Below are 25383 nucleotides of genomic sequence, written 5' to 3'. Positions count from 1 at the left end.
GTTCTGATCTGTAGCGGAGTGGTTTGTTGTGATGGAAAAGGAGCGTGATCCTATGCCCCAACGCCTGATCGTTGTGTTCTGCGCCCTGCTATTTGTGGCGCTGGCCGCCTTGCCCGGGGTGCCAGCCGCACGCGCAGCCATTGCCGCCCCAGTGCTCAAGTGGCAGCGCGGCGGCTGCTTCAGCAATTACTGCCAGACCGGCTGGTACTCTTCGCCCGCCGTGGCCGACCTGAATGGCGACGGCAAGGCCGAGGTCATCTGGGGTTCCTACGACGTAGTTGCGCTCAACGGCGCGGATGGCAGCCTGCGCTGGCGCGGCGCGAACGGCAGCCGCGTCTGGCCGGGCGTGGCCGTGGCCGACCTGACCGGCAACGGGTCGCTTGAAGTGATTGTGGGGCGCGGCAGCGACCAGTTGAGCGTCTACTCCCAAGATGGCGCGCTGCTGTGGACACGCAACCCCTTCGGCAATGGCGAAGTGCGCACCCTCGCCGTCGACGACCTTGAGCACGACGGCACGCTTGAGATCGTCGTTGGGCGCGCGAGCGGCGGCGAAACCAAGCAGCTCAGCGTCTACGAGCCGGATGGCAGCGTGCGCAGCGGCTGGCCCGCCCGCCGGGATGGCGAGGCCGGCTATGGCTGGGGCATGTATAACGAAAACGTCGCCATCGCCGACATGAACAACGACGGCTTCAAAGAAATCTTCGGACCAACCGACACGCACTACATCACCGCGCTCGACCGTAACGGCAACCAGCTTGCCGCCAACCCAGTCTATGGCGCGGGCAAGGTCTGGAGCCAGGTAGGAGTGCATGTCGATCAGGCCGCCGACCTGCGCGGCTACGCCGAGTGCGGCACCGAGCACCGCCCCAACTTCGCCAACAGCGCGCCGGTGATTGCCGATGTCGATGGCAACGGCACGCCCGAGCTTGTCGTCGTTGGCGATGTGTACAACTGCGGCATCGGCGACCCCGACGGCGACCTGTACCACCTGCCGTGGATTCTCAAGCTCGACCGCACGCGCTGGAAGAATGCCAGCTACGACTGGACGGTCATTCCGCAGGCCGAGCCGGGGAGCGGCCCGCTCTCGCAGGATTACGGTGTTATTCAGAATAGCGTCACCAGCGCAGCCGTGGCCGACCTCGACGGCGACGGCAAGATGGAGATTCTCTACCCTTCCTACGATGGCCGCCTGCACGCCTACTGGCTCGACAAAACCGAGCACGGCAGCTGGCCCTACAAGGTGCCGGGCAGCGGCATTCGTTTCGCCTCCGAGCCAGCGGTTGTCGACCTCGACGGCGACGGCAAGGCCGAGGTGATCTTCACCTCCTGGCCGGAAAACGGCGGCGGGCGCGTCGGCCAGCTCCACATTCTCGACTACCTGGGCAACCCACTTCAGGCGATCAATCTGCCCGCGCCTTTCGGCGACGATTGGAATGGCGGCTTGGCCGCGCCAACCGTGGCGAATATCGACGCCGACGCCGACATGGAGGTGGTGGTGGGTACGACCGGCAGCGGCGTGGTCGCCTACGACCTGCCGGGCAGCGCGGGCGCGCAGTGCCGCTGGTGCACCGGGCGCGGCAGCAGCCGCCGCACTGGCGTCGCTGCCGTTGGCGATAGCTTCTCGCTGGCGACGAGTACCACTGCGCAGATGGTTGCGCGCGGCGGCAGCGCCACCTATCGGCTCACGCTGGCGAAAGAAGGCAACTTCGGCAGCGCGGTCTCGCTCAGCGCAGGCGCGGTGGCCGGACTGACGATCCAGCTCACCCCGGGCAGCCTCACGCCGCCCGGCACCGTCACGCTGAAACTCACCGACACCAGCCCGCCCGGCCCGGCACTACCCGGCACCTGGCGCACCGTCACCGTCACCGCGACGGGCGGCGGCAAAACGCGCACGCTCACCGTGAAGCTGCTGGTTGGCGGCGCAAGCGTGAACCTGCCGATGGCGCGGCGGTGAGGGCGACGAATGACGAAAGACAAATGACGAATGGGACAATGAACCGCAAAGAACGCAAAGGCCGCAAAGGTTTTTTTTGGGAATAAACGAGCCACGAACGACAATAGCAAATATTTAGCGTCCTGAGTAGGCCAAAGGCCGTATCGAAGGGCGCGTGCTAGAAACGACGAACGGGTGATTTACCACGGAGGCACGGAGGCACGGAGGTTCTCGGGTTGCAGGTTGGCAAGTTGGCAGGTTGCAGAGCCGGGGCGTATCGCATACGCCTGTGTGCAGGTTGGCAGGTTGCCTGCCCACTGCCACCTGGCTCCTTCGTTCTTCGTCGCTACTCCGGCACTCGTCCCGCGAAGGCGTTTTCCAGCAGTGCGGCCATGCCCGCCGCATCGACCGGGCGCGGGTTGTCGGCGGGCATGTGCGCCAGCACATCAGGCAGGATCTCGGCAAGCTGCGATTCGCGCATGCCCAGCGCCCGCAGGCTGCCCGGCGCGCCAATCGTGTCAGCCAGGGCGCGGATGGCGCGGGTGGCGCTTTGGTCGGCCGGCGCGCCGAGCGCCGCCGCGATGCGCGCCATCACGGCGGGCAGCGCGGGCGCGTTGAAGGCGACAGCGTGTGGCAAAACGACGGTGTGCAGCTCGGCGTGGGGCAGGTTGAACGCGCCGCCGAGCACATGGCAAATTTTGTGGTGGATGCCGGTGCCGGTGACGGCCAGCGCCGCGCCAGCCAGGTACGCGCCATACAGCACGTCGCTGCGGGCGGCGAGGTTGGCCGGCTGCGCAACCACGGTGGGCAGGCTGCGCGCCAATGCGCGAATGCCTTCCTCAGCGGCGAGCGCGCTAATTGGGTTTGCGCCCGGCGCGTAGAACGCCTCGACGCAATGCGCCAGCGCGTTGATCGCGCTCGGCCCGCTGATCGCGGGCGGTAAACTCAGCGTCAGCTCGGGGTCGTAGACCACCAGCCGAGGCAACACATCCAGCGAGCGCCCGGTCTGCTTGCGCTGGCCGCTGGTCAGCCCGTAGATTGGCGTCATCTCCGAGCCAGCGTAGGTGGTGGGAACCGCGACAATCGGCAGGCGCTGGGTGAGCGCGACCGCCTTGGCCGTGCCAATCGTCGAGCCGCCGCCGATTGCCAGCAAGCCGTCGGCATCGAGATCGCGGGCGGCGGCACGGGCGGCCTCAGCAATCTCAAGCGGCACATGCGGGCGCACATCGGTGAACTCGCCGGCCACGCGCTCGCCCAAGGCCGCCGCCAGGGCGCGGGCGTTTGGCAGCTCGCGCGGCGTGGCAACCAGCAGCACACGCTCCAGCCCGAGCGCCGCCACCTCCGCGCCAAGCCGCGCCCGGCTGTTGCCCGCGCCAAAGATCACGCGCCCCGGCAGCGCCTCGTAGCGAAATGTCTGCACCATGTTCCTGCGCCTTTCGCGATATTGGCCGTGTTCGTGTTGATTGCACGCAGGATTATGGGCCACAAGCGCGGCTTGCGCAAGCGCGAGCAAAAGAACAAGCCACAGAGGGCACAGAGCGCACGGAGAAAGGGTAAACCAAACTCAGTGTTCTCTGTGTTCTCTGTGGCCCGATACCGCTGCCCATTGCCACGGAAATACAATCTGCGTAATCTGTGGATACTGTCGCCCTGCGCAAAATTAAGCAACCTTCATGGCTTTCACTTGTGCTCATTCTGCATTAATATGCGGGCTGAGTACAATCGTAAATCTAAAATCTAAAATCGTAAATCATTAGCGCTCTGCAAAGCCATCGCCGGCCTGAATGAGCTCAAGCCGGTTGCCGAACGGGTCGGCGGCGTAGAAGCGCCGCACGTCGGGCAGGGTTGTGTCGGGCACGATTGCCACGCCCGCCGCCGCCAGCTCGGCACGCGCCGCCTCGAGGTCGCGCACCAGCAGGGCCGGGTGGGCCTTGCGCTGCGGCGCGAAATTTTCTTCCACGCCTAAGTGCAGCTGCGAGCCAGGCACGGCGAACCAGCAGCCGCCGCGCGCCTGGAGCGGGCCGGGCTTGGCCAGCTCGGGCAGGCCCAGCAGCCCGCCGTAAAAGGCACGCGCTTCGGCTTCGCGGCCGGCTGGCATTGCGAGCTGGATGTGGTCGATTCCGGCAATGTCCATGCTATGCTCCTCCCTTTCTTTTTCCAATAACCATACGCCACAGCGCGTGCCGCAGCCTCGTCCAAATGGCCGAGCCGCGATAGAATGTGCCTCGCGCAGCTATTGGCTCTGCATATGGCGGCGCGCTGCGGTATAATCGCGGCAGGAGCTGAGAGCAGGAGGATGCATGACAAACCTGGACGCGGCGCTGGCCGCGCTCGCCGCCACGCGCGCCGAATTGCTCGCGCTGGTGGGCGGGCTGGACGAGGCCGCGCTCGACCGCAAAGGCACGCTGGGCGAATGGTCGGTGAAAAATGTGCTGGCGCACCTGGCCGCCTGGGAAGAATGGGTGGCTGGCGTGCTGCCCGAGCGCATGGCCACTGGCGCGACGCCCGCCGACTTTCGCGAGCGCGCCGCGAACGAAGACCGCTTCAACGCGCTGGAAGTGGCCGAGCGCGAAGAGCTGACGCCCGACGAGCAGATCATGGAGCTGGAGCGCATTCGCGCCGAGCTGCTGCGCTACCTGGGCACGCTGCCAGCGGATGAACTGGCGCGGCGCGCACCCTGGCCCGAGTGGGCCGGCACCCTGCCCGAGTATCTGCTCGTCGCACTGGGCGAACACGAGCGCGAGCATATCGATGCTCTCCGTGCCGCATTGTAATCGCTAAATACAAGAAACGGGAGCCGTACCTCATGACGAACCAGCCCGAATTCGACCGCTATATCACGCTGGAAGGCAGCTACAACATTCGCGACGTTGGCGGCTACATCACGCAAGACGGCCGGCGCGTGCGCTGGCGGCGCGTGCTGCGGTCCGACAGCCTGCACGCGCTGACGCTCAGCAGCCAGCAGGTGCTGCGCGACCACGGCCTGCGCACGATCATCGACCTGCGGCGGCCTTCCGAGGCGGCACGCAAGCCCAATGTCTTTGCCACGGTCGCGGGCATGGATTATCGCAATATGCCCTTGTTCGACGATTACGCCGCCGACACGGTTGACGCGCCCGCCGAGACGCTTCAGGAGCTGTATGTGCGCTATGTCGATATGTGCCAGGAGCAGTTTGGCGCCATCCTGAACACCGTCGCGGCCACGGCCGACGCGCCGCTGCTGGTACACTGCGCCGTCGGCAAGGATCGCACCGGCCTGGTGATCGCGCTCACACTGGCGGCGCTGGGCGTCGCGCCCGAAACGATTGCGCAGGATTATGCCCTGAGCTATGCGCGCCTGGAGCCGCTATTCGACCGCGAGCGCACCGAAATCAACCCCGAGCGGCTGGCCCGCTTCGAGCGCATGATCCAGTCGCCACGCGAGGCGATGGAGCATGTGCTGGCACATATCGACGCGCGCTACGGTGGGATTGATGCCTACATCGCCTCGCTGGGCCTGGGCGGGCCGCAGATCGAGCGCTTGCGCAGCGAACTGCTGGAAGAATAGCGCCTTGAGGTTGCGAAAGGAAGAGTGAATGAGCGAAGAAGACGTCGTTCTGCTCAACTCGGAAGCGCCGGTGACGGTTGACACGCTGGCCGCCGATTTGCGCGCGCTGGGCGTGCAGGCGGGCATGACGCTGCTGGTGCATTCGTCGCTGAGCCGCATGGGCTGGGTGTGTGGCGGGCCGGTCGCGGTGATCCTGGCGCTGGAAGCGGTGCTCGGCCCGGAAGGCACGCTGGTGATGCCAACCCACAGCGCGGCGCTTTCCGACCCCGAGATGTGGCAGAACCCGCCCGTGCCCGCAAGCTGGTGGGAAACCATTCGCGCAACCATGCCGGCTTACGAGCCCGACATCACGCCCACACGTGGCATGGGCGCAATCCCCGAAACCTTCCGCAAGCAGGCCGGCGTGCTGCGCAGCGCCCACCCCAGCGACTCGTTTGCGGCCTGGGGCCGCCACGCCAGCGAGGTCACTGCTGGCCATGCGCTCGCCAACGGTCTGGGCGAAACCTCGCCGCTGGCGCGCGTTTACGACCTGGGCGGCTGGGTGCTGCTGCTGGGCGTCGGTCACGGCAACAACACCTCCATTCACCTGGCCGAGTATCGTGCCAACTTCGCCGCCAAGCTGCCCGAAACCCGCCACGCGCCCGTGCTGATCGACGGGCAGCGCGTGTGGGCCGCCTACGACGATATTGTGATCGACACCGACGATTTTGTAGATATGGGCGAGTGCTTCGACGAAGACACGGGGCTAGTGCAGTTTGGGAAGATCGGTGCCGCTGACGCCTTGCTCATGCCCCAGCGCGACCTGGTGGACTATGCGGCCGAGTGGTTCGAGCTGAACCGCTAACAGTACGGGAATCGAGAATTACGGAACCAAGAACCACGGAACCACAGAACCCGCTAACATGTAACCGCATAGGGGTTTAGGGTCTGGGGTTTTGGGATTAGGCTTGCAACATGTTAACCTGCTAACCTGCAACATTCTAACCTGCAACCTGCAACGTGCAACCTGCAACATTCCAACCCGCAACTCTCCGTGCTCTCTGTGGCCCAACCTGATCGTTCATTGCGATAGAAGGTGCCGCCTTCTGTCGCCTGAATTGAATATTCCGCTTTCCCTTCGTGCCTTCGTGTCTTCGTGGTAAAAAGTGGCACTGCCACCAAACCTTCACCGCGAGTTGCCGCCTCTTCCCGCAGCCGCCGCGCCGATGCGCTACACTCAGCATGGGCGGCATGCGCTGCCCAGAAAGGGGTGGCCCATGGAAACACAGCCAATCTCGCAGCTATTCGATCTGCATGGCAAGAGCGCGATCGTGACGGGCGGGGCGAAGGGCATTGGGCTGGGCATTGTCGAGCGGCTGAGCGAGGCCGGCGCGTCGGTGCTGATTGCCGACGTGGATGCCACAGCCGCCGAAACAGAAGCCGCGCGCCTGCGCGACCTTCGCCGCGCCGTGGCGAGCTGCCCGACCGACATGCGCGCGCCCGCGTCGATCCGCGCCATGGTGCAGCGCGCCGTCGAGCTGTTTGGCCGGCTCGACATTCTGGTGAACAACGCTGGCATTTTTCCCATGGTGCCCGCGCTGGACGTGAGCGACGACCTGTGGGATCGCGTGGTCGAAATCAACCTGCGCGGCGCGTTTGTGGCGGCGCAGGCGGCAGCTCGCGCCATGATTGGTGGCGGGCAGGGCGGCACGATCATCAATATCGCCTCAATCGACGCCTTCCACCCAACCGGCAACCTGGTGCACTACGACGCCTCGAAGGGTGGTGTGGTGATGATGACGCGCTCGCTGGCACTTGAGCTGGGGCCGCGTGGCATCACCGTCAACGCAATTGCGCCGGGCGGCATCCGCACCCCCGGCGCGGCCGCGCTTTCGGCGGGCGCAAACCTCAGCGCCGAGCAGATGGCCGCACAGGCGCGTGCATTTGCGGCGCGCATCCCGCTTGGCCGCCAGGGCGAGCCCGACGACATTGCCAAAGTCGCGCTGTTCCTGGCCAGCGATGCTGCCGCCTACATCACCGGCACCACGCTTGTGGTCGATGGCGGCTACCTGCTTGCGTAGCATTTAGTGCGCTTTCAGCGCAGGGCTTAGGGTATGGGGAATAGGGTTTGGCGATTGCAATGCCGAAATTCGCATCGCTTGCTTGATATTGCACCAACGAACAATAGCGCAGCTACGCACTACGCACCACGCACTCATTCTCTAGTGCGTGGTGCGTAGTGCGTATTCTTGCCCTGCGGCTACTCCTCTTCTTCCCGCCCGTCCAGTGCCGCGTAGAAGTCGCACAGGTCGCGCAGCGGGCAGGTGGCGCAGGCCGGGCGCTGGGCGTGGCACACCCGCCGGCCATGGCGAATCATGCCGACGTGGAAGGTATACACCTGCTCGGGCTCCAGCGCGGCCTCAAGCTGGTCGTGGGCGCGCTCGGCGCTGACGCGCGGCCCGATCAGGCCCAGCCGCCGCGACACCCGGTGCACGTGCGTGTCGACGGGCAGCGCCGGCCGGCCAAGCGAAAACAGCAGCACGCACGCCGCCGTCTTCGGCCCAACCCCATCGAGCGAAACAAGCCACTGCTTGGCTTCGCCCAGCGGCATCTCGGCCAGGAAATCGAGCCGCAGCTCGCCGCGCCGCCGCAATATTTCGCGCAGCGTCTGCTTGATGCGCGGCGCTTTCATGCGCCCCAGCCCGGCCGGCTTGATCGCCTCGTAGATCTCATCCTCCGACGCGTCGAGCACTTCTTCCCAGCTTGGGTACATGGCGCGCAGCCGCTCGTAGGCGCGCCCGCTGTTGATGTCGGTGGTACTTTGCGAAAGAATCGTGCCGATCAGCTCGCCCAGCGGCTCGTCGCCGGGTGATGGGCGCAGCGGGCCGTACACCGCGTCCAGCCGTTTGTAGACCTGCTGCACGCGTACGCGCGACACCGCTGGCGCGGCCTGCTCGTTGGGCTTCATTCGTCCTCGTTTCCAGCCTTGTCAGAAATCCAGTTTCGTGCTACGGTATGGCATCCCGCACGCTTCTGAGGAGATCGCATGAGCGACAGCGCAAGCAGCAAGCTGGAGCTGGGCCTTGAGCGCCTGGCAAAAGCCGGCACCGACGCTGATCTGCTGGGTTTAGCCCTGCAAAGCCTGCATGGCGCGCTCGAAGACGCGTTTCGCGCCCAGCTTGCCGCCGATTCGCACGTGCCCGCCGCGCAGCGCGCCGACTTTACCGATCCCAAAAAGGTGCAGTGGAAAGACCTGCTTGACGCAATGGTATTGTACCGCGACCTCGGCGCCGACGACCGCAAGACGATCTGGCGCGTGAATGGCCTGCGCACGCGCGTGGCCCACGGCGAGCGCTCACGAATCAATCGCGCCGAGCTGGAGGCCTACGCCGCGCTGGTGCAGCGCCTGATGGGCTACACGCCCGCTGTTAGTGCGTCGCCCGCCCCCGCGCCGCAGCCCGCCGCGAAAGGGCGCGCCAGGGCCGCCAGCAGCCCGGCCGCCGCCAAGCCACGCCCGTCGCCCAGCGCCGCGCCCGAGATCCCACGCGCCGTGCGCGCCCGCCCTTCTGCGCCAGCGCCGCGCTCGCGCATGAGCTGGCTGTTTATTGCTGGCGCGTGCATGCTTCTGCTGGTGCTGGCGCTCGCGGCACTGATACGCAATTCCCCTGCCACCAGCAGCGCCGCACCAACCGATCAGCTGCCCACGCTGGCAGAAGCTGCTGCCGCCGCCGAGCCAAGCCCCGCGCCAACCGCCCGGCCGCGCAGCGCCACCGTGCGCGCCGACGGCGGGCTGTTCCTGCGCGCCGATCACTCAACCACCGCGCAAATCCTCGCGACCCTGCCCGACGGTGCGCGCGTCGCTATTGCCGACGGCCCGTTCGACGCCGAAAACCGCAGCTGGTGGCAGGTCGAAGACACGAGTGGCAAGCGCGGCTGGTGCGCGGGCGATTTCCTCGTGTTCGAGCAGCCATGAGCGACGCCACGCCGCCAAGTTTGCTTTACCCGCCCGGCCACGACCGCCGCCGCAGTGGCCGCGCCGCACCCAGCGAGGCCGACCTGGGCCTGGGCGCAATCATTCGCGCGCTCGACTACGATGGCCGCAACAGCCGTTTTGTCGCCAGCGTGCTGGCCGAACTGCCCACCGACGCGGCGCTGATCGCCTACCGCCAGGATGTGCTCGACGACTTCATTCGCCAGCCCGCGCTGGCTGCCAGCTGCGCCGCGCTGCTGCCCCAGCTCGCCGATCTCGCCAACCTCGGCCGCGCCAGCAACTGGAGCGACCCCATTCCGCTTGCGCAGGTTGGCGACCGTCTGGCCGAGCTAGACAGTTACATAACCTGCGTGGATGGTCTGCTGGCAGCGCTCGATGGGGCTGCGTTGCGTTCCGAAGCCCTGCGCGCCCTGCGCGAATTTCTTGCTGCCACCCGTGCCGCCCCCGACTACGCACGCCTCGCCGCCGAACTCCCCGCCTTGCGCGCCCAGCTCAATCAGGCTGGCAGCGTCACGCTGGGCATCAACCTCGACGGGCAGTTGCGCCCCGAGGCCGCCACACTTGTTGCGATCAGCCCGCAGCGTTTTGCGGCGCGCGGCTCGCTGCTGGAGCGCTTGTTTGGCGAACGCGCCGCCGACGCCGTGCGCGGCATCACCGCGCTGTACAAGGCCGAAGACAACCGCCAGCGCCCAGCCGAGCACGAGTTGTTCCGCGACCTCAGCCGCCTGCTGGAGCGTGTCGCCGCGCCAGTTGCCGACGCGCTGGCGAGCTATGCGCGCATCAACGGCGCGCCGCTGGCCGCGCTCGCGCCCGAGTTTGCATTCTTCCTCGGCGCGGCGCGACTGGCTGGCGAGATGCGTGCGGCTGGTCTGGCGCTGTGCCGCCCGGAAATTGTGGGGAGTGAAGAACAGGCCTGCCAGATCGACGGAAGCTATAATCTCGACCTGGCGCTGCGCGTGCGTTCCGCGCCCAACCACGCGCGCGTAATTACCAACCAGGTGAATTTTGGCCCCGGCGCGCTCGTCGCCATTCTCACCGGGCCGAACAGTGGCGGCAAAACCACCTACACCCGCGCCGTCGGTCAGGCCTTTGTGCTGGCGCAGGCGGGCGTGCTGGTGCCCGGCACGCGGGCGCGCATCAGCCCTGCCGACGCGATACACAGCCACTTTGCCGCGCCCGAGCGCAGCGACATCGGCGGCGGGCGGCTGGCCGAAGAATTAGAACGGCTGGCCCGCATATTTCAGCAGGCCAGCCCACACAGTCTTGTTCTGCTCAACGAGCCGCTTGCCAGCACCGATCACGGCGCGGCGCGCGCGCTTGGCCGCGACGTGCTAGCTGGGTTGCAGCTGCTCGGCGCGCGTGCGATCTTCGTCACCCACCTGTACGAGCTGGTCGATGACCTGCTGGGGGGCGATACGCCGGCCGCTGGCGTTGTCAGCCTGGTGGCGCAGGTTGGTGCCCCGCCCGAGGGCAGCGACGCGCCCGAACCAAGCTACCAGATCGTGCCCGGCTTCCCGCAGCCGGCCGGTTACGCCGCCGAGCTGGCGCGCCGCCACGGGCTCAGCCGCGAGCAGTTGCTTGCGACCCTGCGCGAGCGCGGCCTGGCTGGCTAGCGCCGGCCACGGTTCGGCGTGCGCGCGCACCAGCAAAATCAGCAGCCAGAAGCCCAGCGCCAGGTCGGGCCAGAAGTAAAACGTATCGACCAGGCCATGCACCAGCGCTGCAGCCAGCGCTGCCAGCGCGCCATGCACCAGCCGCGCCTCGGGCGAACCGGGCCGGCGGCGCACCAGCGCCCAGCCGTACGTCGCCGCCCGCAGCACAATCAGCGCCATCGCCAGCACGCCCAGCGGGCCGAGGTTCAGCCACAGCTCCAGCACAAAGGTGTGCGGCTGGTGGGCATACTGGTCGAAGCCGTGCACCAGCGACGGGTCGATCAGGCTGCGGCCAAACACCGGGTTGTGGTAGTAGTAAAACTGGTCGAGCCCGACGCCAAACGGGTGCAGACGCAGCAGCTCAAGCGCCTCGCGCCAGAGCATCAGGCGCGCGCTGGCGCTGGCCCCCGCCAGACCGCCGCGCAGGGTCAGCATCAGCGCGGCAACGCCACACAGCAGCGTTCCGCCAAACAGCAGCCCCGGCAGCAGCCAGGCCCCGAAGCGCCGCCGCAGCCAGGGCAGCCCCAGCACCACCGCCGCCGCCGCCGCGCCCAGCCACGCCCCGCGCGAAAACGACACAAGCATGCCACCCAGGCACAGCACCGTAATCGCTGCATACAGCAGCGCCCGGCCCGTGCGCGCGCGCCGCTCGATCACCAGCAGCATCAGCGCCAGCGGCCAGACCCGGCCAAGAAACAGGCCCAGATTATTCGGGTTGGTGTACACCGAGGTCGCGCGTGGCATGCGATTCAGCACATCGCCGCTGAAATCGAGCGAGATCAGCCGCCCAAACAGCTGCGGAGCCAGCAGCGCGCCAGCAAACTCAGCCAGTGCCAGCAGCCCCACCACTGCGCCGCCGGCCACAAATGCCAGCAGCAAGGGGCGCAGCGCCCGCGCCGCCGATTGCCCGGCCGCGACCTGCCGCGCTGCCAGGGCGTGCACAAGCGCCACAAACAGCAGCGGCTCGATAACGAACCAGCGGAACGCCCGCAAAGCATCTTGTTGCGCCACCGACTCCGGCGCGGTATACCAGATTCCAAAAACGCCCGCCGCCAGCAAGATCAGCTCGGGCGCATAGCTGCGCAGAAATTGCCCTGCACTGCGAAGCGGCTGGCTGGCACATTGCCACAGCCTGCCGGGAAGCAGGGTAAAGCCAGCTGCCATTGTACAAAGAAACAGCGCCAGCTCATGCGGCGGCACGGCATGCGGCAGCATTCCCGGCAGCCGCAACTGCATCAGAAACAGCGGAGCCGTGAGCGGCACAAACAACAGTGCCAGATCAATGCGCTGCAGGGCCAGCAGCCCGAACAAGACCACGCCAACCACTTTGAGCGGCGGAATAGTGCTGAAATAGCAAAGTATCAGCCCCAGCGCCAGCCCGAGAATCTGTGCCACAACAAACCATCGTCGGGCGACTGGGCCCGTCGCAAGCTGGCCTGTGGCCGCCGGCCTGCGCGTCAACGAAGTTGCCATACATACTCCTCGCATCCACCAACCTGGCTTGAAATAGCAAGTGCCATACCCGCTGTGGCGCATCGTGGCCACATGTTGTGTGTCAATGTTGTGAATCCCCTGGCACCATCGCCTCAAACCGGACGAGAAGTATCACCTGAATGTGCTATAGCCCTCCCTGGTGCGGTGCGCGCGTTGTGCGCCTAGCCGTGCTGCGCGCTCGCCCTGCGCAGTGGCCGCGCCGGGCGGGCAAACTTTCCTTAGAAAACTCTTAGAAACTGCGCTGCCAAGCCAACAAAATGGGCCGGATGCAGTGGTGCACCCGGCCCAATCAGCGGTGATTGAACGATCTTTAGGCTTCGTCGCCCGGCTCGTCCAGTCCGTCCGTCTCGTCCATTTGCTCCAGCGCGTCCATGAACTGCGCCAGATCTTCGTCGTCCGCACCGTTCTCGGCCACCTCGTCGTCGGCGCCCTCAAGCAGGGCGCGCAGCCGCCGGCGAATCTCTTCGTCGTCGGCCGAGCCGGCTGGCTTGCCACCATCGGCCTGGCCCAGCATCTCCGAGGCGCGGCGCACGTCGGCCGGCAGCTGCCCGCCATCGCCATCGCCCTCGACACGGGGCCGCGCCGCCGCCAGCTCGCCCATCAGGTCCTCGGCGAGCTGCTTGCGCTTCTCGATGCCGGTACCCGCCGGGATGAGCTTGCCGATCACGACATTCTCCTTCAGGCCGCGCAGGTAGTCGACCTTGCCGGTGATCGCCGCCTCGGTCAGCACGCGCGTGGTTTCCTGGAACGACGCCGCCGACAGAAAGCTCTCGGTCGTCAGCGAGGCCTTGGTGATGCCCAGCAGCACGGTCGCCGCCGTTGCCGGCTCGCCGCCCTGGCTCACCACCTCGGCGTTCAGGCGGCCAAACTCCGCCGCGTCGATCAGCTCGCCCGGCAGCAGCCCGCTGTCGCCCGGCTCCTCGATCCGCACGCGCCGCAGCATCTGGCGCACGATGATCTCGATATGCTTGTCGTTGATGTCCACGCCTTGCGAGCGGTACACCTTCTGCGCCTCGTTCACGAGGTAGCGCTGCACTGCTTCCTTGCCCTGCAGCTCCAGCAGCTCCTGCGGGTCGGCCGAGCCCTCGGTGAGCGGCTGGCCCGCCGTCACGCGCGCGCCATTCTCGATGCCGACGGTCATGCGCGAGCTGTGCGGAACCACGACCTCGCGCTCTTCGCGCTCTTCCTGCACCACCACCACTTTGCCGTCGCCGTAGTGCACGCGGCCGGTGAGCCGCGAAACCAGCGGGTCGCCGCCGACGTCAGCGCGATTCGACTCGGCCAGCATCTGGCCTTCCGTCACATCGCCGCCCTCGGCAACCGCCGGCACGAAGTGCTCGGGCATGTCCTGCTCGTCGGTGTACACGTCAGTCGAAACAACGCGAATCTTGCGCATGTCGTCGTCGCGCAGGATTTCGACCACGCCATCGATCTCCGCCAGGATCGACTTGCCCTTGGGCGAGCGCGCCTCGAAGATTTCCTGCACGCGCGGCAGACCCTGCGTGATGTCGTCGGCCGAGGCCACACCACCGGTGTGGAACGTGCGCAGCGTCAGCTGCGTGCCCGGCTCGCCAATCGACTGCGCCGCGATGATACCCACCGCCTCGCCGATGTCGACCAGCTTGCCCGTGGCCAGGTTGCGGCCATAGCACAGCTTGCAGATGCCGTGGTCGGCCTGGCAGGCCAGACCCGAGCGCACAAACACATCGTTGACGCCCGCTTCCTTGAACAGCGCCGAAAGGTGCTCGTCGACCTCCTGGTTGCGGTCGGCCAGAATTTCGCCCGTCTTCGGGTGCGCCACTGGCATCGCCAGGATGCGCCCGATCACGCGATCTTCCAGCTCTTCCAGCATTTCCTTGTCGTCGGCGCGGTGCAGCCACAGGCCGTCCTCGGTGCCGCAGTCGTCGGTCGTGATGATCGCGTCCTGCGCCACGTCCACCAGACGGCGGGTCAGGTAGCCCGCGTCTGCGGTACGCATCGCGGTGTCGGCCAAACCCTTGCGACCGCCGTGCGTCGACACGAAGTATTCGAGCACGGTCAGGCCTTCGCGGAAGTTCGACTTAATTGGCAGCTCGATGATCCGGCCGGTCGGGTCGGACATGAGGCCGCGCATACCGGCCAGCTGCGAAAGCTGGTTGATATTACCGCGCGCCGCCGAGTTCACCATCATCGCCACCGGGCCGTGCGGGTTCAGGTTGTCCTTCACTGCCTCGGATGTTTGCTTGGTCGCGTTCTGCCAGATTTTGACGATTTCCTGGTAGCGCTCTTCCTCGGTGATCAGACCGCGGCGATACTGCTTTTCAACGTCCGCCACCATGCCATCCGAGTCGGTAAGAATGCCCTTCTTCGCCTCTGGCACCTGGATGTCTTCCACGCCGACGGTCATGCCGCCGCGGGTGGCATACTTGAAGCCCAGCGCCTTGATCTTGTCGGCCTGGTCTGCTGTGCGCTCCGAGCCGTAGATACGCGCCATCTCGTCGCGCGACTGCACGTTCGGGTACATTGCCCGCACGCTGTCGAGGTCTTCCTCCGAGAGGTTCGCCAGGTTGGTGTAGTACTTGTAGCAGTCGGCGATGATCTCCTGCAGGCCCTTCTTCGGCACGTTGCGGTTGCGGAACTGCATCGGGCCGAGCAGCGCCGAGTTGAAAATAATGCGCCCGATCGACGTTTCGAGCAGCATGCGCGGCGAGCCATCGGCGGCCGGCGCAAGCTCGCGCACATTCCGGTCGTTCTGGCCCTGCACTTTGCCGGGCATGCGCACCCAGATAGGAGCCTGGATGTCGACCACGCCCTTGTCGTAGGCCAGCATCGCTTCTTCAATCGAAGCGAACTTCTTGCCCGAGCCAAGCGCGCCGTCCTTCACCAGCGACAGGTAGAAGCAGCCCAGCACGATGTCCTGCGAGGGCGTGATGATTGGGTTGCCGTGCGCCGGCGAAAGCAGGTTGTACTTCGAAATCATGCGCATGCGCGCTTCTTCCTGCGCCTTGCGCGACAGCGGCACGTGCACAGCCATCTGGTCGCCGTCGAAGTCGGCGTTGAACGCCGCGCAGACCAGCGGGTGCAGCTGAATGGCCGAACCCTCGATCAGCTTGGCCTCGAACGCCTGGATCGACAGGCGGTGCAGCGACGGCGCGCGGTTCAGCAGCACCAGGTAATCCTGGATGACCTCTTCCAGCACGTCCCACACTTCGGGGCGCACACGCTCGACGATGCGCTTGGCCGACTTAATGTTGTGGGCAAAGCCCTTCTCCACCAGGCGGCGCATCACAAACGGCTTGAACAGCTCCAGCGCCATCTTCTTGGGCAGGCCGCACTGGTGCAGCTTCAGGTTCGGGCCAACCACGATCACCGAGCGCCCCGAGTAGTCGACGCGCTTGCCGAGCAGGTTCTGGCGGAAGCGGCCCTGCTTGCCCTTGAGCATATCGCTCAGGCTCTTCAGGCGGTGCTTGCCCTTGCCCGAAACTGCGCGCCCGCGCCGGCCGTTGTCGATCAGCGCGTCCACGGCTTCCTGCAACATGCGCTTTTCGTTGCGCACGATGATCTCGGGCGCGTTCAGCTCCATCAGGCGCTTCAAGCGGTTGTTGCGATTGATCACGCGGCGATACAGGTCGTTCAGGTCGGATGTCGCGAAGCGCCCGCCGTCGAGCTGCACCATCGGGCGCAGGTCGGGCGGGATGACCGGCAGCATGGTCAGGATCATCCACTCGGGCTTGTTGCCGCTCTTGCGGAAGTTCTCAACCACGCGCAGGCGCTTGGTGGCCTTTTTGCGGCGCTGGCCCTGCGTCGTCTGCACCTCAATCTGCAGGTCTTCACCCAGCTTCTCAAGGTCGACGGTGCGCACAATCAGGTCGCGAATCGCGCCCGCGCCCATGTCGGCCCTGAAGACGCCCGGCGCGACCTCGCGCAGCGCGCGGTACTCGGTCTCGGTCAGGATGCGGCGCATCTTGAGGCCGTCGATCAGCTCCAGCTTCTCTTTTTCCTCGCGCACCAGCGTGTCGAGCTCTCGCTGCAAACGCTCCTGCAGGCGCTCGCGCTCCTGGGTGGCCTCGTATTCCTTGCGCTCGCGCTCGGCGTCGGTCAGCAGCTCTGCGTCCGACATGTCGCGCTGGCGGCGGGCCTCAATGCCGTCAAGCTCCTGGTCAAGCAGCTCTTCCAGCTGGTCGATCACCTTCTCGGTGATGACTTCGCCTTCTTCCACCAGCGTCACGCCGCGGAAGGTAATATCTTCCTCGGTCGCCTCGCCGGCCCTGTCTTCCAGGTCGGCGCGCAACGTCTCGGCATCCGTGGTCAGCGTTTCGCGCTGGGTCTTGTAGTCTTCCTCAATTCGGCGCTGGGTGCTGACCTGCGCGGTTTCCATGCCGCCCAGATCCTGCGTGAGCTGGGAAGAAAGCTCGATACGCTTGCCCTCGGCCTCGCCCTGGATCTTCTCGCGCTTGGCGGCGAAGTCGCCCTGCATCACCTCACGCATGCCGGCGCGCGCCTCTTCATCCACCGTTGTGATGATGTACGACGCGAAGTACAGCACGCGCTCCAGGTTGCGCGGCGAAATATCGAGCAGCAGGCCCAGGCGGCTCGGCGTGCCCTTCACAAACCAGATGTGCGACACCGGCGAGGCCAGCGCAATGTGGCCCATGCGGTCGCGGCGCACTTTCGCGCGCGTAACTTCAACGCCACACTTGTCGCAGATCACGCCCTTGTAGCGCACACGCTTGTACTTGCCGCAGTAGCACTCCCAGTCCTTCTGCGGGCCGAAAATGCGCTCGCAGAACAGGCCGTCGCGCTCGGGCTTGAGGGTACGGTAGTTAATAGTTTCCGGCTTGGTCACCTCGCCGTGCGACCAGCCGAGAATATCTTCAGGCGACGCCAGGCTGATCCGGATCGCATTGAAGTCGTTGATCTCGAGCATTCTTCTCTCCAGTTTTGAGTTTTGAATGCTGAGTGTTGAGTTGACCGAAGCGCAACCCAACACTCAACACGCAAAACTGTGCACTCAAAACTTAAAACTCGCCCCGCTCCATACCCGACAGGTTGATGCCGTCGAGCGCCGCCATATCGCTATCGACGTCGTCGTTCAGCTCCACGGGCTTCTCATCGGCAGACAGCACCTCGACCGAGAGGCCGAGCGACTGAAGCTCTTTGATCAGCACCTTGAACGACTCGGGCACGCCGGCCTCCTGGATCGGGTCGCCCTTCACAATCGCTTCGTAGGTCTTCACGCGGCCGACAACATCGTCGGACTTCACGGTCAGCATTTCCTGAAGAATATATGCCGCGCCATAGGCTTCCAGCGCCCACACTTCCATTTCGCCAAAGCGCTGGCCACCGAACTGCGCCTTGCCACCGAGCGGCTGCTGCGTCACAAGGCTGTATGGGCCAGTCGACCGGGCGTGGATCTTGTCCTCGACCAGGTGGGCGAGCTTGAGCATGTAGATGTAGCCCACCGTGACCGGGTGATCGAAGGCCATGCCGGTGCGCCCGTCGTACAGCGTGATTTTGCCGTCGCTGGGCAGGCCCGACTGCGTGAGCATGTCGTGGATCTGGTTCTCGTGCGCGCCGTCGAACACGGGCGTGGCCACGCGGAAGCCGAGTTTGGCCGCCGCCCAGCCCAGGTGCGTTTCAAGGATCTGGCCGATGTTCATACGGCTCGGCACACCGATTGGGTTCAGGATGATATCGACGGGCGTGCCATCCGGCAGGAACGGCATGTCCTCGATTGGCAGCACGCGGCTGACCACACCCTTGTTGCCGTGGCGGCCGGCCATCTTGTCGCCCGCGCTGATCTTGCGCTTCTGGCAGAGCAGCACGCGCACAGTCTGGTTCACGCCCACCGGCAGCTCGACATCGTCTTCACGCGAGAAGACCTTGACGTCGATGACCTTGCCACGCACGCCGTTCGGCACACGCAGCGAGCTGTCCTTCACTTCACGCGCCTTCTCACCGAAGATCGCGCGCAGCAAGCGCTCTTCTGCCGTCAGGTCGGTTTCGCCCTTTGGCGTGATCTTGCCAACCAGAATGTCGTTCGGGTTGACCTCCGCGCCCACATAGATGATGCCGCGGTCGTCCAGGTTGCGCAGGCTGTCCTGCCCGACGTTCGGGATGTCGCGGGTGATTTCTTCCGGCCCGAGCTTGGTGTCGCGCGCCTCGACCTCGTGCTTCTCGATATGGATCGAGGTGAAGATGTCTTCGCGCACCAGCCGCTCGCTCACCAGAATCGCGTCTTCGAAGTTGCCGCCCTCCCACGGAAGGAACGACACCAGCACGTTCTGGCCGAGCGCCAGCTCGCCATTATCGGTCGACGAGCTGTCGGCAATGATCTCGCTCCGGCGCACCCGCTGGCCGCGCAGCACGCTCGGGCGCTGGTTGATGCAGGTGTCCTGGTTCGAGCGCATGAACTTGCGCAAGCGATACTCGCGCTGCTCGCCGTCGTCTTCCAGCACAATAATATGGTCGCCGCTGGCCGAAAGCACAATGCCGTCTTTCTTCGCCACCACCACCTGGCCCGAGTCGCGTGCCGCCAGATACTCCATGCCGGTGCCGACAATCGGCGCATCGGGGCGGAGCAGCGGCACCGCCTGGCGCTGCATGTTCGAACCCATCAGCGCGCGGTTGGCGTCGTCGTGCTCAAGGAAGGGGATGAGCGCGGTTGAAACGCTGACCACCTGCTTGGGCGAAACGTCCATGTAGTCCACGCGGTCGATCGGCTCGCTGACAAACTCGCCATTGCCGAAGCGGCAGGCGATCATGCCTTCCAGGAAGCGGTTGAACTGGTCGAGCGGGGCGTTGGCCTGCGCGACCACGTACTTTTCTTCCTCGTCGGCCGAGAGATAATCGACTTCCTGCGAGACAATCGGGCGAATCTTGATCGACTTGAGCGGCGTGGCAGAAATCTGCTCGGCCAGCGCGCGGTTGATCTCCTGCCCGGCCTCGGCAATCACATCGCTGCTGGCTGGGTCGACAATATCTTCGCGCAGGATCTGGCCGCGCAGCAGGTTCACCGTCATGCGGCGGGCAGTGTCCTTGTCGACGCGGCTCCCGCGTGCGGCGATCAGATCGCCGGTGCGCAGGTCGCGCACGTCGCGCAGCAGCAGGCCCTGGCGCTCCCACTCGGTGGCGTTCAGCACCTCGCGGTAGACTTTGCGGTACGGCGTTTCCAGAAAGCCCATCTCGTTCACGCGCGAGAAGGTCGACATCGTGCCGATAAGACCGATGTTCGGGCCTTCCGGCGTTTCCACCGGGCAGATACGCCCATAGTGCGAGTGGTGCACGTCACGAACTTCGAAGCCGGCGCGGTCGCGGCTCAGGCCGCCCGGGCCAAGCGCCGAAAGACGCCGCTTGTTGGTCAGCTCGGCCAGCGGGTTGGTCTGATCCATGAACTGCGAAAGCTGCGAGCCACCAAAGAACTCGCGCATCGCCGCGACGACCGGCCGGATGTTCACCAGCGCGTTCGGGGTGGCGGTGTCGGGGTCTTGCAGCGACATGCGCTCCTTGACCACGCGCTCCATGCGCAGCAAGCCCACGCGGAACTGCTGCTGGATCAGCTCGCCAACCGTGCGCACGCGGCGGTTGCCCAGGTGGTCGATATCGTCGGCGTTGCCCTTGCCGTTGTTCAGCTCGATCAGGCGCTCGACGATCTTAAAGATATCGTCGGGGCGCAGCACGCGCACCTTCTGATCCGGCGCAGTGGCGCGAACCTCGGGGCGCGGGTCCTTCTCCCACAGGTTCTTGTTCAGCTTGTAGCGGCCAACCTTGGCAAGGTCGTAGCGGCGCGGGCTGAACAGGAGCGACTCGAGCAGGCCGCGGGCATTTTCCAGCGTGGGCGGGTCGCCGGGGCGCAGGCGCTTGTACAGCTCCATCAGCGCTTCTTTAGCGTGCCGCGCCGGGTCTTTGTCCAGCGTAACCTTGACATACTGATGATCGGTTTGATCAACGTGCTGGAACAGCTCGATGATATCTTCATCGCGGCCGCGCTGGTCAAGCTCGTTATCGGGCGTCCACTGGCCCTCGCCATTGGGCTGGGCGTTCCAGGCCAGCACCGCGCGCAGCAGGATCGTCACTGGGATCTTGCGCTTGCGGTCGACCTTAACAGAAACAACGTCGCGCTTATTGGTTTCGAACTCCAGCCATGCGCCGCGGTTCGGGATGAGCTTGGCCGAATGGAGACCGCGCCCGCTGGTTGGGTCTTTATCTTCCTTGAAATACACACCGGGCGAGCGAATGAGCTGCGAAACAACCACGCGCTCGGCGCCGTTGATAACGAAGGTGCCGTTTTCCGTCATCAGCGGGAAGTCGCCCAGGAAGATCTCGCTTTCCTTGAGCTCGCCGGTGGCCAAAATGTGCAGCTGGACATTCACGCGCAGCGGCGCGGCATAGGTCATGTCGCGCTCACGGCACTCATATTCATCGTAGCGCGGCTCCCCGAACTGGTAATCGAGGAAACGCAGCTCCATGTTCTTGCCGGTAAAATCGGTAATCGGCGAAATTTCGTCGAATAGTTCGCGCAAACCCTCCTTGCGAAACCACTCAAAGCTACTTGTCTGAGTTTCGATCAAGGTGGGAACCGCGATTGCATCCTGGATACGCGCAAACGAGCGCCGCTCCAGACCGGAGCGATGCAGACCGTCGGCGCCCGAGTCATTGGGCATAATCAGCGGCTGAAGAACCACAGGCTCGACCAGCGGGGGCATGGGCACCTCTCTTGCTCCGCTTCGTGTGGTATACTAGGCCAGCGAACCGGCTTTGCACCCCACACCAAGCTACGAACTCCTTAACATGCCAAAAACACGAACCGTCTCTTCCTTGGCGCTACCCGACGATGGGCAGAACCGCTGGACTGGCGTTCGTGACATCTAGATATCGTGAGAATTGCGCCGGGTGGCGCGTGCGCGACATCGGAACGTTCTTGGTGATGTTCGCAGGCTCCTGTTTTGTCACATCCTTATAGGGGGTGTGTGCATTCGAAAACTGCGAAAAGGAATAATACCACGTCACCTTAAATGTGTCAAGACGTTTGCGCAACGAGTTTTTGCGCCGGGCTTGCCGAAAGATTTCGGGCAGCGCGGCGCGGCGAAGTGCTTGTCGGCCGGCTGGCCGTATGCTATAGTAAAGAACGTTTCCCCACCAGATTTTCGCATATGCGGGCGTAGCTCAATGGATAGAGCAACGGTCTTCTAAACCGTAGGTTGTGGGTTCGAGCCCCGCCGCCCGCGCCACCGTCCTAATGCAGAATCCCCCAAGTGTGTTCACCCCCTTCTCTGCCCCGAACATGCAATTCGGGATGTAATTCTCATTATGTTTAGCAAATATCCGCATTTTAGGCGCTCCGCTGAAGCAGACGATCAAGCGCGTCGGCGTCCTGAGCATGCCCTTTATACAGATGCCCATACTTGTCGGCCGTGACAGTGATCGACTTGTGGCCCATCCGTCGTGAGAGTGTATACAGGTCGACGCCGGCCGCAATATTGAGCGCGGCATAGGTGTGGCGCAGATCATGAAAGCGAATCGGTGATACCTTGAGCTTTGTCAGAAAGCGATTAAGCTGCGAGTTCATGTTGCTCGGGTTGAGTGGTGTGCCGTTCTCGCTCACGAACACAAGCCCTGCCTCGTTCCAGTGAGCACCTATCAGTGCGCGCTCTTCGGCTTGGTTTTTCTTGTGCCACGTCAGCACCTGCACAATGTCGACTGACAGTGGGACGGTGCGGTGTGAACTATATTTTGCACCCTTGCGTCCTTCTTGCTGAAACTGGCCGCGCACATGTAGTTCACGCCGCTTGAAATCGACATCCACCCAGCGCAACCCTCGTAATTCACCTTCACGCAGCCCACAGCGCGTAGCAACGTGGTAGAGCGCGGCATTGCGGTGTGGGCGCCGCTCGTGGGTCGCCTTATCTTCTATCAGCGTGTCAACGAGGTCGAATAGGGCTCCGACCTGTTCAGGCGTCAATGGCTGAATCTCTTCATCATTAGGCTTTGGCAGCTTCACACCTTTGCAGGGATTCTTGGTGATCATATCTTCGTCGATCGCCATATTGAGTGCCATACGTAACAGCGCAAAGGCGTTACGGATGGAATAGGGATCGAGTGTTCGGTCGTGGTAGCGATGGTGCTTCTGGATGACCAGAATGTCGACCCATTCTTCGACCTGGCGTTTCATCACCTGCTGCAGTCGCATACGGCCAATTGGGTGTGGTTCGATTTGCCAGGTAAGCGAAGATCGGTAGCGCGTCGCTGTCGACGTCTCAAGATCACGCTTACGCTCGATACAGGTGCGGACCCAATCGGCAACCTTCGGATTTTTGGCGTTTGGGTCGCGGCCACCCTTGAGATCTTCACTCAATCGGCGCTGAGCAGCGTTGGCTGCCCTTTGGTCTTTCGCCTTCCGGCGTGGGAGCGACTTGCCTGGGTAGCGCATGCGCCACAGTTTGGCATCCTCGCCTTCAAGTGTCGCCCAGTAGACGCCGTTCTTGTCGCGTTGAATGCCTGGCAGCAAACCGTATGGGCTTTTGCGTCCCATTACTTGGCCTCATCATTTCGATGTCGATTTTGATACGTCACAATTGCTTCGTAAGGAACTCGCCTGAGCTTGCCTGTGCCAATGGTTGCGAGCTCGCCGCGTTCAATCAGTCGCTCAACTGTGCGGCGTGAAAAACCAAGCAACCGAGCAGTGTCCTTAATCGTGAATTGGAGCGGCGCGATTTGATCGCTGCCTGCAACGCGCTGAGGCGGAAGCATCCTCAAAACTGATGTTTGCATAGAGTGCAGCCTTGCTGATGAAAGTGGATGGCCAATGCATGTGTTCTTGGTTCATCTCGGTTTTCTTCGCTTTCAGTAAAGGTTTGGTGACGGTTTTATCGCGTTCAGTGTCGGTTTAGTGAAGGTCCTTATACGTGTGCTGGCAACCTGCCAGAAATAGAAATCCCCTGGGCATGCGTTAGCGGTCGCACACCCAGGGGTGAGAGATATTCTGCGTTATAACCCTCGTCAGGGCCACATATGTGGAAGCTGCTTTGCTGACTATATACCTGCCGCTAAACAGTGTATATAGCTGATATATTGTATGATTGGCTACTTATGTAAGTATATCATGAAGGTAATTTATTGGCAATACCATTTGGTGTTAGACGGTGTTATTTCGTATGAAGTGTAGTGATAAATACCGAAATCAACCCTCAAATACTTCATTTTCTTCATTGTGTCATACAGGCGCGTGAAGTGAGGATAATACCCGAACTCGTGAATATCACATTCGATGCGCTTTGGATCACACTCGGTGTATGACAGGCGGCCAGCAGTGTGACATACTGGTCGTGCTGCGGCGATAAGCCTTTCAATTGCAACGCCAGCGCGAAAGAGCGCTGGCGTTGTGGTGTTTTATCCATCGAATGCCCCGCGAAATGCTGGTGGAACATCTTCGTCAGGATCGGGCTTGTCAGGGTCGCCTGGCTGGGCTTGCGTGCCAAGTATGGCAACCACTGCGTCGACCTTCGCCTTGTATTCGTCGTACTTGCGCGGGTGATATCCGTCAAGCATTTTGATCACTTTGCTAGGTGAGTTCCGTACCAACAACTGGGCGATTTTTACCAGTTCCTCGGGTGGAACTGGAACCATGGAACTCGGTGGAACTTCGCATTCTGATGCTGGAACTATCGGTGGAACTTGGTTCCCATTTTCGGGCGTAGTGGAACCATCAGTTCCAAGCAAAAGACTTGACAACAAGTCATCGTATTGTGACGGACTGGCCGGCTCACGCGGCGCCAGTTGGTCGTGGGTCAGCCATACATGCGCGTGGCCTCCAAGCGTGCCTGCGAGCGTCGGCACCTGCTGCAGATCAATCGCTTGCTCACCTTCGGGCGTGTCGATGAATGCGCTACGTCGATTGGTGGCGGCATTGCGCGCCGCGCGTACCAGCGCATAGTTATTGCGCGCCGTACCACTGTTCAGTCCGAGGTCAGCCAGGTTCTTGCCCTGTCCGATCAGAATGATCTTGATATTGCGATGCCGCGCACTGTAGCCCATTGTGCGAATGAACTGCGCCATGCGTGGCTCTTTCTTGCCTTCCTCGTTGGTGATCGTGCCGAGCGCTCCCACGAGCGCCAGCACTTCATCGATAATCACCACCAGCGGGCGCGGTGTAAGCGTGCGCATCGCCCGACGGCGGCGATCGTCTTCGGCCTTGACCCGTGCCAGCGCCGTCTTGATGCTGGCATATTCGTCGGTGCCGTGCTCGTCGAGGGTGATAAAGTCGATGCCGCCCCATTTGCGCTCGCCTGGCTTGTTTGGCTGCGGGTCAATCACCACATACTCGCAGCCGCGAAACATTGCCACCACTGCCTGGGCCAGCGTGCTTTTCCCAGCCTTGCTCGGGCCGTAGACGAGCAAATGTGGGCTTTCGTCGAGCGCATCGCGCCATTCATCGGTGGTCAGCACCTGCCGGCGTTGTCGTGTGGCCGGCACGGGCTGCCCGCTGGAAGGAAGGGGCGACTCCGTTGTCGCATGGCCTTCTTCCTCAGTGGCTTCGTGTGGTGGTGGGAGCAGCGTGGCGGCACCAGGCAACAAGCCGCGCACCAAGCGCGTATCTTCGAGCGCAGGCGGCAGCTCAATGGCGTTGAGCAGCGTTTCCGCGACCCAGGCCGAGCGGCGTGCAAAATACTGCCCAATGGTCAGCGCAAAGGCGATTGGACTGCCGCTGATGGCGGTCAGCAGCCCAAACGACAGGTCGATCCCATCAAACGGATGGCCCTTTGCGTGGCGTGTGTTTGAGAGCGCTTGAAGCTGGCCGGTGCGCATCGCT

Annotated in this window: 15 protein-coding genes, 1 tRNA gene and 2 pseudogenes; 8 read left to right on the top strand and 10 right to left on the bottom strand. The window is 63.8% G+C overall.

Annotated elements, in window-relative coordinates; translation table 11 throughout:
- Positions 1-52: 52 nt before the first annotated feature.
- Positions 53-1954 (top strand): FG-GAP-like repeat-containing protein, encoded by a 1902-nt coding sequence (locus tag M1P90_RS14785; RefSeq protein ID WP_483703473.1) that lies wholly within the window; start codon positions 53-55, stop codon positions 1952-1954.
- Positions 1955-2279: 325 nt separating this feature from the next.
- Here M1P90_RS14785 and M1P90_RS14780 read toward each other — a convergent pair whose 3' ends face one another.
- Positions 2280-3356 carry a maleylacetate reductase gene (locus M1P90_RS14780; RefSeq protein ID WP_483703471.1) on the bottom strand — a complete coding sequence of 359 codons (1077 nt, stop codon included), beginning with the start codon at positions 3354-3356 and terminating at the stop codon, positions 2280-2282.
- Positions 3357-3686: 330 nt separating this feature from the next.
- On the bottom strand, positions 3687-4067 hold the full coding sequence (locus M1P90_RS14775) for a VOC family protein (RefSeq protein WP_483703469.1): 381 nt from the start codon (positions 4065-4067) through the stop codon (positions 3687-3689).
- Positions 4068-4233: 166 nt separating this feature from the next.
- On the opposite strand from M1P90_RS14775, the gene M1P90_RS14770 reads away from it, so the two are divergent.
- The 4 genes from M1P90_RS14770 to M1P90_RS14755 all read left to right on the top strand — a co-directional run bounded on the left by M1P90_RS14770 (position 4234) and on the right by M1P90_RS14755 (position 7540).
- Positions 4234-4707 (top strand): maleylpyruvate isomerase N-terminal domain-containing protein, encoded by a 474-nt coding sequence (locus M1P90_RS14770; protein WP_483703467.1) that lies wholly within the window; start codon positions 4234-4236, stop codon positions 4705-4707.
- A 32-nt stretch (positions 4708-4739) separates the two neighbouring features.
- On the top strand, positions 4740-5480 hold the full coding sequence (locus M1P90_RS14765) for a tyrosine-protein phosphatase (RefSeq protein ID WP_483703465.1): 741 nt from the start codon (positions 4740-4742) through the stop codon (positions 5478-5480).
- A gap of 28 nt (positions 5481-5508) precedes the next feature.
- Positions 5509-6324, top strand: a complete 816-nt coding sequence (locus tag M1P90_RS14760) for an AAC(3) family N-acetyltransferase (RefSeq protein ID WP_483703463.1) — start codon at positions 5509-5511, stop codon at positions 6322-6324.
- A 412-nt stretch (positions 6325-6736) separates the two neighbouring features.
- Entirely contained in the window at positions 6737-7540 is an 804-nt protein-coding gene (locus M1P90_RS14755; protein WP_483703461.1) for an SDR family NAD(P)-dependent oxidoreductase, read from the top strand.
- A gap of 179 nt (positions 7541-7719) precedes the next feature.
- Here M1P90_RS14755 and M1P90_RS14750 read toward each other — a convergent pair whose 3' ends face one another.
- Positions 7720-8427 (bottom strand): endonuclease III domain-containing protein, encoded by a 708-nt coding sequence (locus tag M1P90_RS14750; protein ID WP_483703459.1) that lies wholly within the window; start codon positions 8425-8427, stop codon positions 7720-7722.
- Between the two features lie 78 nt (positions 8428-8505).
- On the opposite strand from M1P90_RS14750, the gene M1P90_RS14745 reads away from it, so the two are divergent.
- Together M1P90_RS14745 and M1P90_RS14740 are read left to right on the top strand one after the other, a co-directional pair.
- A complete protein-coding gene (locus tag M1P90_RS14745) occupies positions 8506-9432 on the top strand; it encodes an SH3 domain-containing protein (RefSeq protein WP_483703457.1) in 927 nt (308 codons plus the stop codon).
- Entirely contained in the window at positions 9429-11063 is a 1635-nt protein-coding gene (locus M1P90_RS14740; RefSeq protein WP_483703455.1) for a MutS-related protein, read from the top strand. The genes M1P90_RS14745 and M1P90_RS14740 overlap by 4 nt, the downstream gene beginning before the upstream one ends.
- A 231-nt stretch (positions 11064-11294) precedes the next feature.
- On the opposite strand, the pseudogene M1P90_RS14735 reads toward M1P90_RS14740, so the two are convergent.
- The 3 genes and pseudogenes from M1P90_RS14735 to rpoB all read right to left on the bottom strand — a co-directional run.
- Positions 11295-11768, bottom strand: a pseudogene (locus M1P90_RS14735) (O-antigen ligase family protein); the annotation flags it as partial.
- Between the two features lie 1201 nt (positions 11769-12969).
- A pseudogene (gene rpoC, locus M1P90_RS14730) lies at positions 12970-17502 on the bottom strand (DNA-directed RNA polymerase subunit beta'); the annotation flags it as partial.
- Between the two features lie 91 nt (positions 17503-17593).
- Complete coding sequence (gene rpoB / locus M1P90_RS14725) at positions 17594-21280, bottom strand: DNA-directed RNA polymerase subunit beta (RefSeq protein ID WP_483703453.1); 3687 nt, start codon at positions 21278-21280, stop codon at positions 17594-17596.
- A 449-nt stretch (positions 21281-21729) separates the two neighbouring features.
- On the opposite strand from rpoB, the gene M1P90_RS14720 reads away from it, so the two are divergent.
- A tRNA-Arg gene (locus M1P90_RS14720) sits at positions 21730-21805 on the top strand.
- 101 nt (positions 21806-21906) lie between these two features.
- Here the strand turns inward: M1P90_RS14720 and M1P90_RS14715 are convergent.
- From M1P90_RS14715 to M1P90_RS14700, 4 genes are all read right to left on the bottom strand, one after another.
- Positions 21907-23106 carry a site-specific integrase gene (locus M1P90_RS14715; RefSeq protein ID WP_483703451.1) on the bottom strand — a complete coding sequence of 400 codons (1200 nt, stop codon included), beginning with the start codon at positions 23104-23106 and terminating at the stop codon, positions 21907-21909.
- Complete coding sequence (locus M1P90_RS14710; protein ID WP_483703449.1) at positions 23106-23345, bottom strand: helix-turn-helix domain-containing protein; 240 nt, start codon at positions 23343-23345, stop codon at positions 23106-23108. Before M1P90_RS14710 ends, M1P90_RS14715 begins: the two co-directional genes overlap by 1 nt.
- A gap of 434 nt (positions 23346-23779) precedes the next feature.
- Entirely contained in the window at positions 23780-23971 is a 192-nt protein-coding gene (locus M1P90_RS14705; RefSeq protein ID WP_483703447.1) for a hypothetical protein, read from the bottom strand.
- Positions 23964-25379, bottom strand: coding sequence for an ATP-binding protein (locus M1P90_RS14700; RefSeq protein WP_483703445.1), 1416 nt, complete (start codon positions 25377-25379; stop codon positions 23964-23966). Before M1P90_RS14700 ends, M1P90_RS14705 begins: the two co-directional genes overlap by 8 nt.
- Positions 25380-25383: the final 4 nt, after the last annotated feature.

The organism is Kouleothrix sp. 19917, from assembly GCF_057073505.1.
Note: the sequence above shows the minus strand (reverse complement) of the source record. Positions and strands in the feature narration are given on the sequence as shown.